Source organism: Clostridium cuniculi, assembly GCF_004353185.1.
GTDB lineage: Bacteria > Bacillota > Clostridia > Clostridiales > Clostridiaceae > Clostridium > Clostridium cuniculi.
Genome location: NZ_SMUS01000021.1, coordinates 25,194 through 39,965, shown reverse-complemented (window position 1 = coordinate 39,965; position 14,772 = coordinate 25,194). Strand labels below are relative to the sequence as shown.

The 14,772-nt window shown below is 25.1% G+C and carries 22 protein-coding genes; 15 read left to right on the top strand and 7 right to left on the bottom strand.

Features of this window, described 5'->3' with window-relative positions; translation table 11 throughout:
• The 15 genes from EJJ37_RS11665 to EJJ37_RS11605 all read left to right on the top strand — a co-directional run bounded on the left by EJJ37_RS11665 (position 1) and on the right by EJJ37_RS11605 (position 11,351).
• Positions 1-621 carry a hypothetical protein gene (locus EJJ37_RS11665; protein WP_133015757.1) on the top strand — a complete coding sequence of 207 codons (621 nt, stop codon included), beginning with the start codon at positions 1-3 and terminating at the stop codon, positions 619-621.
• The gene (locus EJJ37_RS11660) at positions 599-1,786 is read left to right on the top strand and encodes a C40 family peptidase (protein WP_420808543.1); all 1,188 of its coding nucleotides are present in this window, start codon (positions 599-601) and stop codon (positions 1,784-1,786) included. The genes EJJ37_RS11665 and EJJ37_RS11660 overlap by 23 nt, the downstream gene beginning before the upstream one ends.
• A gap of 13 nt (positions 1,787-1,799) precedes the next feature.
• Entirely contained in the window at positions 1,800-3,065 is a 1,266-nt protein-coding gene (locus EJJ37_RS11655) for a PcfJ domain-containing protein (RefSeq protein WP_166484753.1), read from the top strand.
• Between the two features lie 14 nt (positions 3,066-3,079).
• Positions 3,080-3,964 (top strand): hypothetical protein, encoded by an 885-nt coding sequence (locus EJJ37_RS11650; RefSeq protein ID WP_133015755.1) that lies wholly within the window; start codon positions 3,080-3,082, stop codon positions 3,962-3,964.
• A 320-nt stretch (positions 3,965-4,284) separates the two neighbouring features.
• On the top strand, positions 4,285-4,548 hold the full coding sequence (locus tag EJJ37_RS11645; protein WP_133015754.1) for a ribbon-helix-helix protein, CopG family: 264 nt from the start codon (positions 4,285-4,287) through the stop codon (positions 4,546-4,548).
• The gene (locus tag EJJ37_RS11640) at positions 4,541-4,969 is read left to right on the top strand and encodes a hypothetical protein (RefSeq protein ID WP_133015753.1); all 429 of its coding nucleotides are present in this window, start codon (positions 4,541-4,543) and stop codon (positions 4,967-4,969) included. The genes EJJ37_RS11645 and EJJ37_RS11640 overlap by 8 nt, the downstream gene beginning before the upstream one ends.
• Positions 4,962-6,437 (top strand): MobP2 family relaxase, encoded by a 1,476-nt coding sequence (gene mobP2 / locus EJJ37_RS11635; protein WP_133015752.1) that lies wholly within the window; start codon positions 4,962-4,964, stop codon positions 6,435-6,437. Before EJJ37_RS11640 ends, mobP2 begins: the two co-directional genes overlap by 8 nt.
• A 23-nt stretch (positions 6,438-6,460) precedes the next feature.
• Positions 6,461-6,649: a hypothetical protein gene (locus EJJ37_RS11630; protein WP_133015751.1), complete on the top strand. Its 189-nt coding sequence runs from the start codon at positions 6,461-6,463 to the stop codon at positions 6,647-6,649.
• A gap of 10 nt (positions 6,650-6,659) precedes the next feature.
• The gene (locus EJJ37_RS11625) at positions 6,660-6,866 is read left to right on the top strand and encodes a hypothetical protein (protein WP_133015750.1); all 207 of its coding nucleotides are present in this window, start codon (positions 6,660-6,662) and stop codon (positions 6,864-6,866) included.
• Between the two features lie 62 nt (positions 6,867-6,928).
• A complete protein-coding gene (locus tag EJJ37_RS11620) occupies positions 6,929-9,436 on the top strand; it encodes an ImmA/IrrE family metallo-endopeptidase (RefSeq protein WP_133015749.1) in 2,508 nt (835 codons plus the stop codon).
• Between the two features lie 126 nt (positions 9,437-9,562).
• Complete coding sequence (locus tag EJJ37_RS11615; RefSeq protein ID WP_133015748.1) at positions 9,563-9,946, top strand: hypothetical protein; 384 nt, start codon at positions 9,563-9,565, stop codon at positions 9,944-9,946.
• Between the two features lies 1 nt (position 9,947).
• Entirely contained in the window at positions 9,948-10,109 is a 162-nt protein-coding gene (locus EJJ37_RS20255) for a hypothetical protein (protein ID WP_166484752.1), read from the top strand.
• 25 nt (positions 10,110-10,134) lie between these two features.
• Entirely contained in the window at positions 10,135-10,299 is a 165-nt protein-coding gene (locus EJJ37_RS20250; RefSeq protein ID WP_166484751.1) for a hypothetical protein, read from the top strand.
• Positions 10,300-10,844: 545 nt separating this feature from the next.
• Complete coding sequence (locus tag EJJ37_RS11610; protein WP_133015747.1) at positions 10,845-11,033, top strand: hypothetical protein; 189 nt, start codon at positions 10,845-10,847, stop codon at positions 11,031-11,033.
• A 90-nt stretch (positions 11,034-11,123) separates the two neighbouring features.
• Positions 11,124-11,351, top strand: a complete 228-nt coding sequence (locus EJJ37_RS11605) for a YtxH domain-containing protein (protein WP_133015746.1) — start codon at positions 11,124-11,126, stop codon at positions 11,349-11,351.
• A 40-nt stretch (positions 11,352-11,391) separates the two neighbouring features.
• On the opposite strand, the gene EJJ37_RS11600 is transcribed toward EJJ37_RS11605, so the two are convergent.
• From EJJ37_RS11600 to EJJ37_RS11570, 7 genes are all read right to left on the bottom strand, one after another.
• Positions 11,392-11,685 (bottom strand): hypothetical protein, encoded by a 294-nt coding sequence (locus EJJ37_RS11600; RefSeq protein WP_133015745.1) that lies wholly within the window; start codon positions 11,683-11,685, stop codon positions 11,392-11,394.
• A 677-nt stretch (positions 11,686-12,362) separates the two neighbouring features.
• Positions 12,363-12,605 (bottom strand): hypothetical protein, encoded by a 243-nt coding sequence (locus EJJ37_RS11595; protein WP_133015744.1) that lies wholly within the window; start codon positions 12,603-12,605, stop codon positions 12,363-12,365.
• 158 nt (positions 12,606-12,763) lie between these two features.
• A complete protein-coding gene (locus EJJ37_RS11590) occupies positions 12,764-13,150 on the bottom strand; it encodes a hypothetical protein (RefSeq protein WP_133015743.1) in 387 nt (128 codons plus the stop codon).
• 162 nt (positions 13,151-13,312) lie between these two features.
• Positions 13,313-13,681, bottom strand: a complete 369-nt coding sequence (locus EJJ37_RS11585; protein ID WP_133015742.1) for a hypothetical protein — start codon at positions 13,679-13,681, stop codon at positions 13,313-13,315.
• Between the two features lie 187 nt (positions 13,682-13,868).
• The gene (locus EJJ37_RS11580; RefSeq protein ID WP_133015741.1) at positions 13,869-14,195 is read right to left on the bottom strand and encodes a histidine kinase; all 327 of its coding nucleotides are present in this window, start codon (positions 14,193-14,195) and stop codon (positions 13,869-13,871) included.
• 69 nt (positions 14,196-14,264) lie between these two features.
• Positions 14,265-14,531, bottom strand: a complete 267-nt coding sequence (locus EJJ37_RS11575) for a hypothetical protein (protein ID WP_133015740.1) — start codon at positions 14,529-14,531, stop codon at positions 14,265-14,267.
• A 19-nt stretch (positions 14,532-14,550) separates the two neighbouring features.
• Positions 14,551-14,733, bottom strand: coding sequence for a hypothetical protein (locus EJJ37_RS11570; RefSeq protein ID WP_133015739.1), 183 nt, complete (start codon positions 14,731-14,733; stop codon positions 14,551-14,553).
• Positions 14,734-14,772: the final 39 nt, after the last annotated feature.

Genomic DNA, 14,772 nt, shown 5'->3' with positions numbered 1-14,772 from the left:
ATGAAGAAAAAAATCATATTAGCTTTATTAGCTTCACTTACATTAGTAAGTGGAGTTTTTATTATTAATAAAAATAATTCAGATGATTTTTATAAAGAGAATACTACTTATGTAGAAGATGAAGGCAATAAAAATGAAGTTGATAGTAATAGTAAAACAGAAGAGATTTCAGAGAGTAATCTAGTACAAGAAGATGAAAAAATAGAAGGAAATACTATTGAAATTTCAGAGGAAGATATAGAAAAAACAAAAGAAATGGGGCTTGAATTTATTCCATTAGTTCATAGTTATGATTTAGATAATGGTCATGAAGGTAATATTAAGAAAGCTACAGAATATGCGACTGAAAGTATGAAAAGTTTTTTAATTGGAACTTTTGTTGAGAGTAAACAACCTATATTATTTAAAGATTTTTTTGCAAGAGAAGTTTATGAGGTAACTTCTGTAGAAAGTAAAAATAATGATAATAATTCTTTAACTTGGGAGTTTGAAGTAAAGTCAAATATTCTTGATAGAAATAAAGAAATTATAAATAGAGAACATAACATAGTCACATTATTGTTTATTAAAGAAAATAATGAATGGAGAGTTGGAGATTATGCAACCACTCAATATAGGTAAGAAATATAGACAAGCTAAAAGATATAAAAAGATGATAGAGCTATTAATAAAAGGATTAGTAGCTTTAGTAACATCTAGTTTTGGACTTTTAATGTTAGTAGTAGGAGCAATAGTTTTATTTACTGTTGGAATTAATAATAGTTTTGGGAATATATCCGATTTAACAGGTGAAGTTCCTAGTGAATATATAGAGTATTACAATGAAGCAAGTGAGATATTTAATATTCCTAATTGGGTTTTGGCTGCGGTATCTAAACAAGAAAGTAATTTTAATCCGAACACCTCCTATGGAGGTGCATATGGAATAATGCAAATTCAAAAAGTAGACCCATCAACAGGAAAAGATTTGTGGAAATATTTAATTGATATGGGATTAGGTGAAATATATTTAGCAAATGGATATTCATTTAATGATAGTGAAGAAATGTGGAATATTTTTTTAACAGACCCTAAAGCACAAATTTTTGCAGGAGCATATGAAATACGGTACTATACCAATTATGTTTTGTATAAGAAAGATTATGTAAATAAATTAGAGTACAACAATAATGAAAATATGAATTTAATTAACTGGAATAGTGATGAAAATGATGAAGAGTTTAGAGAAATATTAAGAAGAATATTTGCTTGTTATAATGGAGGTCCTAGTTATGGAATGAATGTAGATTTAGATAATGCACAACATGATTATCCTAACAAAGTTTTTAAATATGCTATGGAATTCAGAGAGGGTGGATTAACCGGAAGTGGAACTCCTATAGATAATGAAACAATAGAAAAAGCAATTGAAGCTGGTATGAAGTGGGTAGGAAAATCTCCCTATGTATGGGGTGGAGGAAGAACACAAGCAGATGTAGAAGCTGGTAGATTTGACTGTTCTTCATTCGTTCATTATTGTTATGCAGAAGCTGGTATTCAACTTGGAGATAGAGCTAGTGTTGTTACATTTTCACTTGTAAATATGGGTGAAGAAATAGAGCCAAAAGATATGCAAAGAGGTGATCTAATATTCTTTGATACCTACACAATCAATGGTCATATCGGGATATGGCTTGGTGATAATAAATTTTTACATGATGGAACTTCAACTGGTGTAACAGTATCAGAGTTAACTGGCTATTACAAAGAAAAATTTAATGGAAGAGTACGAAGAATTGTTAATTAAAAGGAGAGATAAAATGGGGGATATAGAATTAGAAAGTTTGTATAGAAGATTAGTAGATATAGAAGATACTATTAATTTAAAGAATAAAAAAACAGATGATGGGATAAAGTTAATTTATTCTGAAATAGAAGATGAATATTTAGATTTTATTAGAGATAGTAAATATTTTTGTTGTATATTTTATGAGAGTAAACAAATTTATATTAATTTGTTAGAAAGAGAAAATGGAAATGGGAAATATATAGTGCTTGAATTTGTTAGATATAATAAGATATGTGGAAAGAATGGAAATATATATTATGCAGATAAAAAAGAGAGTGAAACAATAATAATTAATGAAGATTTATCTATATACACATATATAAAAGGTAAAGCAGTTCAAATAACTTACTCTTATTTAAGCAAAAAGAGAATATTTAATGAGGAAGTTTTTAATAAATATATAATTGAGATATTTAAATATTTTTCAGAGAAACATTTACTTTTTAGAGAGTTAACAAATGAATATAAAAATAAATTAATATGTCTACCAATAAGAATAAATGATATATGGGAATATAGAACAAAATATGAATTGCTAAATGGTTATTGTAAAAATTATAAAATACCTAAAAATATAAATAAATATCCAATACAATTAACTTATTTATTAACAAAATGTCAGAAGTATGTAAAAGAAAATGAATATCAAAAATTAGTTAAAACTATTATAAATTATGATTATAAAAATGAATTTATAAATAGCCATAGAGAGCAACTAAAGTCTTGTTTATATTTATATTACAAAATAAATATAGAAAATGAAAGAAAAAAAGAATTAGATGAAAATGAGGAATATTTATTAGCAGATTATATTGATATGAAACTAAGATATGATAATAATAAAATTTTTAATTTGAATATTAAGTCTATAAAAAGAATAGAGAGTGAACATGATAGGTTAACAATAAAATTAAGAAATAAAAAAACACCAATAATAAAGATACCTAAAAATAGTAAGTTTAAAAATTTAAAGTTACCAACTGAATTTGAAAGAATAAAAACAAGAAAAAGATTAATAACTGAAAGTGTAATAAATAATAATTGTGTATGGAGTTATGCAGAAAAAATTAATAAAGATAAATCAGCAATATATTCAGTAATATATGACAATGAAAGATATACATTAGAGATTAAAGAGAGAAGAAAAAAATATTATTTAGCACAAATAAGTGGGTATGGAAATAGTCCAGCTCCAGTTGAGTTAATAGAAAAAATTAAAGATATAATAAAAAAATGAGGTGAAAATATTTTATGGGTTTCAATAAAAAAATAAATGAAAAGTTAGAGAGTTTTCAGAAAAAAATTGAAAAAATAAGAAGTAAAATTAATTATAAAAAATCATATAAATATATTCTGTTAGTATTTTTGATAGGAGCAGGATATATTTTTTTTCTTTCTTCAGGAGCATTTTTTGAAAGTAATAATAGATTAACTTCAACTGAATTAAATAAAAAAATAACATTAAAAAATTCAGAAGTCTTTATAAAAGAAGAACAGTTTAATGAAGAAAAAAATCTATTAGAAATTAAGTTAGGAGTAAATAAAACTAATATAAATTTTGCAAATGATTTTGAATTTGAAGCAATAGCAAGAGAAAATACAAATAAAAAATTACCTGTAGAGTTTATGGTAGTAGATGAAAATAATATAGTTGTTTTTGTTACAACTCCTAAAAAGTGGAGTGCTATTGCAGTAGATATTAAAGAGAAAAAGGCTAAAGAAGTAGGAGAAACAAGAGTATATATAGATGAAAGAGTTTGTAGTAAAAATGATGAACTTGAAAAGAGAACTAAAGAAGAATATATGATAGAAAATATAGAGCAAGACCTAAAAGAGATAGACGAAGTTATTGCAAAATATGAAGAAGAAATTGAAGAAAAGAAAGTAACAATAGAGAATACCAATGAAGAAATTAACTTATTAGAAAGTAAAAAAGAGTATTTAACAGATAGTGAAAAATTAGAAGTAAATCAGAAAATAGATAGTTATAAAAGTAGTATAACTTCATTAGAAAACTCTATAAAAGAGATAGAAAAAAATATAAGTGAAGAAAAAGAAAAGCAATCAATGGCTAATAAAAAGATGAATGATATTATAAAAAGTTTACCAGATAATTTATATGATAAGTATAGATAATTCTTTTAAAAATCCTATATAAAAGCTATATAAAATCCTATATAAAAGTTATATAAAATTGGGTTTTGGTGTTATCAGAGAAACCCTAGGCTTTGCCTAGGTTAGCAAGGAATTTGCTAACAGTTTCTCCTTATGCTCTGACTTAATTTTAGAAAGTGATATATTAGATTTTAAAATCAGTATTTTAATACGTTGAATTTTGGAATTTAGTATATTGCTTTTTTCTAAAATTAAGTCATTCCTATTTGGTATTTGGTTAAGCTTTTTTAAAGCTTATTGCGTTAGCAACTAAAAAAGAAGTGAAGATTAGGAGTAATAGTATGGATATATTAATAAGAAAAGTTCCAGGTAATGTTGTAGCTTTAATTGATGAAAAAGCTAAAAAGAGAGGAGTAAGCAGGGAGGAATTTTTAAGAGAACAATTATCACTTATTTCGTTAGATGATGAAATAAAAAGAGTTCAAGATAGAGAAGCAATGATGATGAATAAATTATCTAAGGTAATAGATTTAAATACAAAAGTAATAAGTAGATTTATGAAAGAAAACTGTATAAGTTATGAGGAGGTTTTTGAAAATGAGTAAAGTTTCAAGGGGATATAGTGTAAGTGATGAAGTTCATGAGTATTTAAAAAGAGTAAAGAAAGAAAATAATTTATCATCAGTAAGTTTAGCACTTGAAGTGGTAGTAACAGAACATGAGAAACGATCTAAGATTAAAACAGAAGATACTGCAAAACTTATGGCAAAGGAAATTGGAAAAGTATTAAAAGATGATGTTAATAAATTTAAGTTAAGTGCTAAAGAAACAGATAAAAATGTTCAAATATTAATAGAACTACTTAATGGATTTTTAATAAAATCCGGTACTGGAGCTATAGTAACAACAACTGGATTAACTACAGATATTGCTATGGAAAGTCCTGCTTTACAAATAGCAAAAGATGAAGTTAAGAAAAGAATTCATAGGAATAAAATAATGAAAGCGAGTAAGGTAAATGAGTAGTCCAGCAGTAGTTTTTGTATCAAGATTTGTAGGAGCAAAAACGAAAGTTTTTTCATCATATATTGATTATATAGATAGAGATGAAGCTACTAGGGCATATAAGTTTGATGAATTTTCTTTATACAATGACTATATGGGAAATCCGGAAAAGTTAGGAAGTCTTTTTACAGCAGATAAAGATTATTTAAGTAAAGAAGAAAAAGAAAATTTAAAAGATAAATTTAGATTAGCACAAAGAAATGGTAGTTTAATGTGGCAAGATGTATTTAGTTTTGATAATGAATGGCTTATGGAACATGGATATTATGATGAAAAAACTCATACACTTGATGAAGAAAAAATAAGAAATGCAGTAAGAAGATGTATGAATAATCATATTGATAAATGCAATATGGATACTGCACTTTGGAGTGCTAGTTTTCATTATAATACAGGGAATATACATGTTCATATTGCGACAGTTGAATTAACTAATAATCCTAGAAAAAGAGGAAAAAGAACTGAAGCAGAGTTAAGTAAAATGAAAAGTAACTTTATAAATGAACTAAGGCATAGGGAAATAGAGTATAAAAAAATTAATGAACTCATAAGAGAAAATATAGTGAAAGATAGAGAAAAATTTATATCATCAGATGATAAAATTTTAAAAGAAAAGACATTAGAATTATTAAAAAAGCTACCAAGTAATAAAAGATATTGGCAATATGGATATAACAAAATAAATAATGTAAAACCATTAATAGATACAATAAGCAAGTATTATATTCAAACATATCATAAAGAAGATTATAAAGAATTAATGAAAAGATTAACGCTAGAAGAGCTAGAATTGAAAAGAGTTTATGGGGAAGGGCAAGAAGGAAAAGAGAAAGGGCGATATAAAGATTATAAAAAGAATAAAGAAAAAGAATTACTTAAAAAAATGGGGAATTCAATATTAAGAGAACTAAGGGAGTATGTAAAAGAAGAAGAAGATAAATTTAAAAATAAGAAAGAAAAATTTAAGGAAGTAGGAGAAGAAAATTTTAAAGAGGACTTTAAAATTGCAGATAAAAAAATTAGTAGTGATGAAAAAGAAAAGGGGGATTATCAAAGAAAGGAATTTGAAAATATAAATGGAAAAAAGGAAAGTTCTAAAGAAAACTTTAGAACAAATAAAGAAAATATTAATAGTTCAAATGAAAAAAAGGAGGGTGAATTTAATTATAGGAATAGAAATAGAGATAACAAAGCAAATGATATTTTAAATAGATTTTCGGAAGAAAATTTATTAAAAAATATTAAAGAACAGTCTCAAAATAAATTTCAATATAACAATAAAGTTAATATAAGTATCAATGCAGGAACAATGAATAGGTTAAAAAAAGCAATGAGAAATGATTTTGAAAAGTATATAAATCAAAGAGAATATGAAAAGTCAGAAAGAAATAGAGAATATGAAAAAGAAAGAGAAGAGTTAGAATTATAGAAATGGAAAGGAACGTATAGGTTATGAAATTTTTAAAAAATTTCATGAAAAATTTAGATGAAATAAAGAAAGAGAAGGAAGATATAGAAAGTTTATTGAGTATACAAAAAGAAATTATAAAAGAGCAAAAATTATTAATAGAAAAGCAAAGAGAAGTAATATACCATCAAACAGAAATAATAGAACTTATTATGAAAAATGAAGAAATTTAGGAGGTAAAAAATGTTTAGTAATTTAGGAATAGTTAGAGAGGTAGTAAGTGATACTGAATTAAAAGTATACAATAGTGTTGAGAAAAAAGAAGTTATAGTAAAAGCTTCAAAAGGTTATGTTACTTCAATAAAATTAGAATTAAAAGATGAAGATCACGAAACTATGATTGTTGAGTATGATTTGAAAACAAAGATTGTAAATGAAAATATTGAATAATAACGCCAGGTAAAACGCCTGGCGTTTTATTATACAAATTTTTAGGAAAGGAGAAAAAAGAGATGGCAAAACCATACAAAAGAAAATCAAAGGAAGAAAAAGAAAAGGAAGTTAATGAACTTATAGAAAAAGCTAATGCAGGAATAGAAAATTGTTTTACTACGCCAGAGAATCTTAAAGAGTTATTGAATTATATGAGTAAATTTTATAACTATTCATTAAGAAATGCTTCTTTAATTCAAGAACAATTTTGTGGAGCATTAGCAGTTGGTTCATATTCTTTTTGGAAAGAAAAAGGATTTACTGTCAATAAAGGTGAGAAAGGGATAAAAATATTAGTTCCTAATAAATTAAGTGATTATTTTATAAATGAAAAAGGGGAAGAAGTTAAATTAAGTAAAGCAACTACTGAAGAAAAGAAGTTAATAGAGCAAGGAGAAATAGAAGTTAGACAAGGTAAATTAATATTCAATCAAGGCTATGTTTTTGAAGTTTCTCAAACAAATGCTAAATCAGAAGATTTACCTAAGATATTTCCTAATAGATGGATTGAGGGAGAAGTAAAAGATTATGATTTAATGTATAAAGCTATGGAAAATATAGCAAAGAAAATAGGAGTTAAAATTATAGAGCCTAAAGATGAATTAGGTGCAGTAAAAGGAGTGAGTTACCCAGCAACTAAAGAAGTAGCTTTAAATCCTAGAAATACTCAATTGCAAAATGTCAAAACATTAATTCATGAGTTAACCCATGCAAAACTTCACACTATGGAAACTAGAGATAATTACACTACAAATGCAAAGGAATTTCAAGCAGAAATGGCCGCATACGTAGTATGCAGCTATTTCGGATTAGATACATCAGAATATTCATTTAGATATATAAATTCATGGACTAAAGATGTTGAATTAAAAGATAAAGAAAAACTAATAAATGAAGTTAGAGAAACAGTAAAAGAATATATTGAAGTTATAGAAAAAACTTTAATAAATGATAAGGAGTTATCTTTATCATTAGAAAATGAAAATATACTAGAGAAAAAAATAGAAGATGAAAAATTAATAAATTTTCTAGGTAAAGATAAAGTTGTTATAAAGGAAATTACTAGAGATGAATTGGAAAATATAATAAATGAAAATAATTCAAATGTATATTTGCAAAAAGACAAGGAGTTAAATATAAAAAATGAGGTAGTAGCAATAGAGGTTAAAGGGAAATACACAGATGTATATATTGGCAAAAGTTATGACTTGAATAATTTAATATACATTGATGATGATAAAAACTTATATAAGCTAAAAGAAGAAAAAATTCATGATAAGAATTTATATGAAATAAAGGAGCAAGAATTTATGAATAATAATAATATTAAAGAAAATGTTGATAAAAATAGTATATATGAAATAAAAGAAGATAAAAAATGGTTAAATAAATATTTTTATGATAAAGGGATAAATCAAGAATTAAGAGAAGAATTAATTGAAAACAAGAAGTTTTTAGATTTAGCTAATGCTAAAGTAGACTTAGAGAGCGAATATAATAAATTAGATGAAGAAATAAAACGTTATGATGAAGAAATTTTCCCTCCACTTGAAATATTAGAAAAAGAACTTGAAGTAAATAAATACTTACAATCTTTTGTTAATAAAGAAATTAATAAAATAGTTGGTTATGAATTAGAAGAAGATAATTATATTGAGAGAGTGTTTGTAACTAGTGAAGATATTAAATTAAAAGATGGTTCTTTCATAGAGAAGGGAACATCTTTTTTTATAACAGATATTATAGAAGATGATGGTATTCCTTTGTATAAGGCTGATTTCAAAGGAATAGATGAAATAAAATATTTTTATGATAGACATTTAGCAGAGTGTTCAAATTTATTAAAGGTGAAAGAAGAAGTAAATGAAGTTGAACAAGGGAGAGAAAATGATGATTGGAAATTAACAGATAAAGAAATAGCAGAAGCAGAAAGATTAATAGAGCTAGAAGAAATGAAAGAAAAAATTGAAAAGTTAATGAAAGAAAACTATGGTGATTTTGTGAAAGCTATGATTTCTATTGAAAAAGGGATAGATGATTTAGATTTATTAGATAAAGTTTATGAGGAGTATATGGAACGTGATTTTAATTTATTAAATAATGAAATAGATAAGTCAATAAATTTTGAAAAAGAAAATATAGTAAATGCAGAGTTAGAGAACAAAGGAGATAGAAGTGTAGAAGTAATTTATTCAGAAGTTTCTAGCTTTGTTGAAGGAGAAAAACTTACATTAGTAGAAACATTAGAAAAATTCAAGAAAGAAGTTGAAAATGGGACAGTAGACAAAGCAATAGAGTTTACTTTTTCACTTAATGAAAATATCAAATATAATGAAGAATTTATAATTGATAAAGGAACAAGCGTAGATTTAATAGAGGTTATTAATGAAAAGATAGGGGATAACTTCTATTTGCATAAATTAGTAGATGATTATTTGAAAAGTAATGATTTAGAATTTGAACATAAAGAAATTATATTAGATAAAGATAAAAAAATAGAAAAATATAAAGAGATGGAATTAGAATAAAGTATTGAAATACTAGCTTTAAGTAGGAAAAACTATTTAAGTAATTCTCTAGTGTATTCAGGAAAAGTAATAAATCTAGGCTTAATTAAAAGAGCCTAGATTTTATTTTACATAGGAGTAAAAATTATGGAAAAGTTAACGAAAAGTATTAAAAAGGAAGAAGTCTATTATTTTGTGAAAGAAGTTAGTAAGCTATTAGATTTATTAAATGGAACAACTATAAATTGTAATGATATTAGCAGAAAATTTACTATAGAAAATCAAATGAGTAAAGTTGAAAATTTATCATATAAATTTGAGCCAACGATCTATGAAGAATATTCATTGAAAACTAAATATGCTTATAATAATATGATTAAAGCAAGAAAAGAATATGAAAGGGTAGTTGCAGAAAAATGTTATAAGGAAACTATAGAAGAATATAGAATAGTTTATGAAAATACAGTAAAAGAATATGAAAGATTAAAAGCCTATAGAAACAAGTTAAAAAGTGCATTGCAGGAGGTGTAAAATGAGTGGTTATTTTAAAGGGATAAAACCAATACAAGCAACACCTAATTTAAAAGGAAATGATGCAGTAAAATTTGTAGGACAAGTATATTTAAAAGCAGATAAAGAAGAAATTGAAAAAAATAAATTTTTATTAAAAATATTAAATAAAATTAAGAAATAGAAAAGAATATTAAAGGTAGTATATTATGAGTATAAAAGATAAACTTAGAAAATGTTTAAATAAAATAGAGAATATGACGCATGAAGAAGTAATAAAAAAGTTGAGAGAAAAAGGTTTATATGGAGAGTTGTTTATTGAGCATGAGAGTAATAACTCTGGATTTATAATTAAAACGAAATTAAATCAATAAATGAGGGTGTCCCCAGGGGACACCTTTTTAAAATGGAAAAATCCGTACAAGGTAAGTGGTTAAAGGAATAACACTCTAAAAAACTAATCGGCTCACCACCGATAATATCTCCGTTAGAAGGGTAAGGCTAAAATCTTAGACAAACTTCTATAAGAAGTATTTAGAAGTGGAGTGCCTGTCCTAGTGGAGTTTGATATTTACTCCTAGGGGTATATTGGGAGTTACATGGTAGTATACTTGATAAAACTAGACCTAAGCGAGTTTGACCAATATAGCAGTTTAACTGTGAGAATAATATTATTGTTCTTCCTTTTAAGTGAAAATTTAATTTTTTTATTTTAAATTTTCCACTTAGGGGGAGAGCGAGTGAATAAAGCTAGAAAACTAGCTTTATTTAAATACTTTTGTTTATAGAGCAAGTAAAAATAAAAATTGTAAAACGAGCGAAGGGGTAATTAAATAAGTAGTTTAAAAATTTAATAAAGATTTATTAAAATAAATATGATAATTTATACATAGATAAAATGAATAGGAGAGATATGAATATGAAAAAAGTTATAGTACCAGCATATAAATATGATGAAGAAAGTAGTACAGTAGTAGATAGATATATTTGTTCTAAATGTTCTGAATTAGTAAAGGAGGAAAAAAGATTAGTAGAAGGTAAAAGAATGTATAAAAGAAATTCTATTATATATTATACAAGTTGTTCTGAATGTAAAAGTAAAAAATAATAAAAATTCACGAATAAACCTATTGAAATAAAAGTTACTATTTTTATAAAATAAAAGTATAAATAGTTATGAAAGGATAGGTGTAGAAATATGAGGAATAAAAGTAAAGGGTTAATTGTTGGAGTTATTCTTGGATTAGGAGCAGGTATGTTAATTAGTAAATTACTAAGTGAAAAATCAGTTGATGATATTAAAGAAGAAGTAAAAGAAAATGTACATAAAGTAAAAGAAGTAATTAAAGAAAATATTGAGAAAGCTAAAGATACAGTTGGAGAGTATAAGAGCGAAAATACTTCTAATGTAAAAGTTGATATTTAATTTAAGTAAATTAATAAAGGTGTCCCCCGGGGACACCTTATTAATATTCTTCCGGAAGTAAAATAGTAGTTAAAAATGTATCTATAGAGTAGTCATATTCTCTAAAAATCCAAATTTTAATATTATGTATCATATAAACACCCATAAATCTTTCAGAGTATTCAGAGTTTGGAATTAATAATAACTCATCTTGTAACTTTTTATCTTCATCAGATAAAACTCCCCAATCATTAGCAGTAAATTGTATTATAGTAGAAAGTAAATCCTTATCAGTAAAAACTTTGTTTTCTAATAGAGAATTAACACCTTGTGTAATAACTATTTTTGCTTTCATATAATTAATTCCTCCAATATTTCTTTTTATATTTATGAAGTCCTTCAAATGTCATTTTTTCGTAAATTTATAAGCTTTCAAACTTCTCCATTTTAATATTATATAATTTTTCATTTAATCAAATCCTTTCATTTTATTACAACACCCTCGGTTAACACCTTCGGCGTTGTTGTTTTTTTGTTGAGCCTAAGACTACACATGGAAAGTGCTTGTCAAAAAGCCGATAGGCAATAAAAAAGTTTTTAGCTGCATAGCAAACTTGATCTGCTGATAAAAAGTTTTTTATGGTTTTTGATAAGTAAACTTGGAATGTGATAGGCTAGTGCTTCAAAAAAACAGAATAAAAAAGAAGTCCATTAAAAGGACTTCTTACTGATTTGGAAGCACTCCATCGGGTACACGCTTATAGCAAAAATAAAATTAGATACTCTTAGTTTTAGCTTGGTCGCTTGGTAGATGGAACAAGGTAAAGCTATAGAGTATATTATTTTATTGAAGCGTAATAAGTGGGTGATGGGAATAGTGCCAGGTACAAAAAAGTAGATAACTTGAAGAAATTATCTACCTAGATTTAAATTATGAATTTTTATTGATTTTATTATTAATATAATTAGCTAAAGAGAACCCTAATGAAAAGGAAGCTAAAGCTAATGAAAATATAGATAACCACATAATAATTAGCCTCCTATCATTAAAACATTTTTAATATCAGTTAAATATACTTTTCCATCTTTAGACTTTATTTGAACAGTTGTATCGTCAAAGTCTTTCCAACTATCAATATCAACTTCAATTTGTTCAGAACCTATAACAATAATTGCTTTATCAAATTTCCAAGTAGTATCTAAAATTTGTTTATTACAACCAATAAGTAAAGTTGATGATAGTAATAACGAAAATATTAATAATTTCTTTTTCATATAAAAATCCTCCTAATAAATTTTATTTAATCTAAACTAATTTCGGAAGGGCTAAATTTAATTTCTTCATAGCCATTATAACAATATAGCTATCCATGTTTTATCCATTCCCATAATTAAATTCTCCTTCTAATATATCTTTCATACAAATATGAATATTACCACCACATATAATGAATACATTCTTTCCATATATCCAACGTTTCATTTTTTAAATTATATGCTAATTCATCATCTATAGTATTATTCGTAATATAACTTTTACAGTTTTCTAGCATTTTATCTATACATTCACGTTGAGTTAAGTCTTTTCCATTAATATTAAATTTATGAAAATCTAAGTTAATACAACAGACATTTTTAAACATAGTAAGCCTCTCATATAACCAACACATAAACGTTGTATCTAAAGACCAAGTTTCCCTTTCGTCAAAACCAAATTCTTCTCTTTCTTTACTCCATTTAGAATCTCTACCAGTGTTTTCTGACCAGCCATAAGGAGTATTTTTTAATTCTGAAATTTCCTCTATATACTTATGTGGCATATATCCTCCTAAGTCCGAATATTTCTTGTAATAAGTCCGAATTATTTTTTTGAATTGTTCACTAAAAAATACCGCATATTCTTTATTGAATAATACGGTATTTTTATTAATTTATATTGAATTTTATTTTTGATAAGCTAGGATTGTTAATTTATAAATATATTAAACTGTATGACTTTTTGTCAATAATCTATGTATTGATAATCCAATACAATATCCTGTAATAGTAAAACCTATTATTGATATAATAGTATTATATATTTGATAATTATACTTAATTGCATCAACCATAGATAATAGCCAAAATGCTAATGGTATTAATAGAGGTACCCCTATTACTTCTCTTTTAGACTTTCTCACATAAAACCTATAGAATAATCCAAACAATAATAAACTTATTATCGAAATGATAAATTCATTTTTAGATATGTTTACTGGAATATCAGATGATATTAAAAGTACATATAACCACAATATTATTGAAACAACAAAGAAAACAGCTTCTAAGTATATATCAATAAGTTTACTCATATTAATTCTCCTCTTACCACTTTATAAAACTTAACAATACTATAGTATTATTATTATAAGTTAATTATGATATATTTTTTAACACCGTATTATTCAATTTTCAAAGATCACTTAGTTCACACTAATTTCAAATTATTCATTAAATTTCACCCCGACATTAATGACAGAGTGATTTTTTTAATATCTATTAGTTAGATAATATTTTAGGGTGAAACTTAGCTATTTCTTTACAAATATTATTATTTAACTCTGTAAATGCTTTCTTATTATAAGGGGTTATAAAAGTTTTAATACAATTAGCACAAAGACAATATAAATATTTTTCACCAGTTACGTCATCTACATATACATTTATAGAACTAATATTTTGAATTTCATTTCTATAAACTTTAAATTTCTTTTGACAGCCTAGACAATAGTCGACGATAATGATATTTTCATCTTTCAAATTAAATCTTCTTTTTCTTTCATTTATTTTTATTTGTATATCATAAGTATGTTTTAAGTTACTCATATTTTTATTTCTCCTTTAATTTTGATTTTATAGTTTGATGTCCTCGGGGGATAAAAAGATTACAATTATTTAGTTAACTTGATAACCATTGTAATGAAAATATCCTAATCCCTTTCCAAGAGCCTGTCCTATAAGTAAACATTCTATTAGCGAAGGAATACTTCCAGTAGTTATTTCATTCATTCTATCTAGCGTTATAGTACATATTGCTCGAATTTCTTTTGTGGAATTTTCATTTATAATATTTACTAATTTTTTATTTGTTACTTTATTCTTTTTCATTAGTTTTATTATTTTTTGACAAATATAATTTTCTTGATTAGTATTGTTTATCATAAATTTACATCTCCTAGTGTTATTTATTAGATTTTTTTTCAGAATTGATAGAAATATTATTTTTATAAACTTCAAAATATTTCTTTTGAGTTTCAATAAGTTCTTTATTACATATTTCACTTAATTCAATAATGTGATCTTCAGCTAAATTATTTAAGGTTACAATATTATTTAATTTTGTTAAATTATTTTCTTGACTCATAAAAAACTCCTTTACTTTTATACCAAGGTGTCCCCGGGG

Bases quoted from the DNA above. Each gene is read 5' to 3' on its own strand.
- EJJ37_RS11570 (WP_133015739.1), bottom strand. From the start codon at position 14,733: ATGAGTCAAGAAAATAATTTAACAAAATTAAATAATATTGTAACCTTA.
- EJJ37_RS11610 (WP_133015747.1), top strand. From the start codon at position 10,845: ATGAAAAAAGTTATAGTACCAGCATATAAATATGATGAAGAAAGTAGT.
- EJJ37_RS20250 (WP_166484751.1), top strand. From the start codon at position 10,135: ATGAGTATAAAAGATAAACTTAGAAAATGTTTAAATAAAATAGAGAAT.
- EJJ37_RS11630 (WP_133015751.1), top strand. From the start codon at position 6,461: ATGAAATTTTTAAAAAATTTCATGAAAAATTTAGATGAAATAAAGAAA.
- mobP2 (WP_133015752.1), top strand. From the start codon at position 4,962: ATGAGTAGTCCAGCAGTAGTTTTTGTATCAAGATTTGTAGGAGCAAAA.
- EJJ37_RS11660 (WP_420808543.1), top strand. From the start codon at position 599: ATGCAACCACTCAATATAGGTAAGAAATATAGACAAGCTAAAAGATAT.
- EJJ37_RS11625 (WP_133015750.1), top strand. From the start codon at position 6,660: ATGTTTAGTAATTTAGGAATAGTTAGAGAGGTAGTAAGTGATACTGAA.
- EJJ37_RS20255 (WP_166484752.1), top strand. From the start codon at position 9,948: ATGAGTGGTTATTTTAAAGGGATAAAACCAATACAAGCAACACCTAAT.
- EJJ37_RS11585 (WP_133015742.1), bottom strand. From the start codon at position 13,681: ATGAGTAAACTTATTGATATATACTTAGAAGCTGTTTTCTTTGTTGTT.
- EJJ37_RS11640 (WP_133015753.1), top strand. From the start codon at position 4,541: ATGAGTAAAGTTTCAAGGGGATATAGTGTAAGTGATGAAGTTCATGAG.
- EJJ37_RS11620 (WP_133015749.1), top strand. From the start codon at position 6,929: ATGGCAAAACCATACAAAAGAAAATCAAAGGAAGAAAAAGAAAAGGAA.
- EJJ37_RS11580 (WP_133015741.1), bottom strand. From the start codon at position 14,195: ATGAGTAACTTAAAACATACTTATGATATACAAATAAAAATAAATGAA.
- EJJ37_RS11575 (WP_133015740.1), bottom strand. From the start codon at position 14,531: ATGATAAACAATACTAATCAAGAAAATTATATTTGTCAAAAAATAATA.
- EJJ37_RS11605 (WP_133015746.1), top strand. From the start codon at position 11,124: ATGAGGAATAAAAGTAAAGGGTTAATTGTTGGAGTTATTCTTGGATTA.
- EJJ37_RS11615 (WP_133015748.1), top strand. From the start codon at position 9,563: ATGGAAAAGTTAACGAAAAGTATTAAAAAGGAAGAAGTCTATTATTTT.
- EJJ37_RS11595 (WP_133015744.1), bottom strand. From the start codon at position 12,605: ATGAAAAAGAAATTATTAATATTTTCGTTATTACTATCATCAACTTTA.
- EJJ37_RS11650 (WP_133015755.1), top strand. From the start codon at position 3,080: ATGGGTTTCAATAAAAAAATAAATGAAAAGTTAGAGAGTTTTCAGAAA.
- EJJ37_RS11655 (WP_166484753.1), top strand. From the start codon at position 1,800: ATGGGGGATATAGAATTAGAAAGTTTGTATAGAAGATTAGTAGATATA.
- EJJ37_RS11590 (WP_133015743.1), bottom strand. From the start codon at position 13,150: ATGCCACATAAGTATATAGAGGAAATTTCAGAATTAAAAAATACTCCT.
- EJJ37_RS11665 (WP_133015757.1), top strand. From the start codon at position 1: ATGAAGAAAAAAATCATATTAGCTTTATTAGCTTCACTTACATTAGTA.
- EJJ37_RS11600 (WP_133015745.1), bottom strand. From the start codon at position 11,685: ATGAAAGCAAAAATAGTTATTACACAAGGTGTTAATTCTCTATTAGAA.
- EJJ37_RS11645 (WP_133015754.1), top strand. From the start codon at position 4,285: ATGGATATATTAATAAGAAAAGTTCCAGGTAATGTTGTAGCTTTAATT.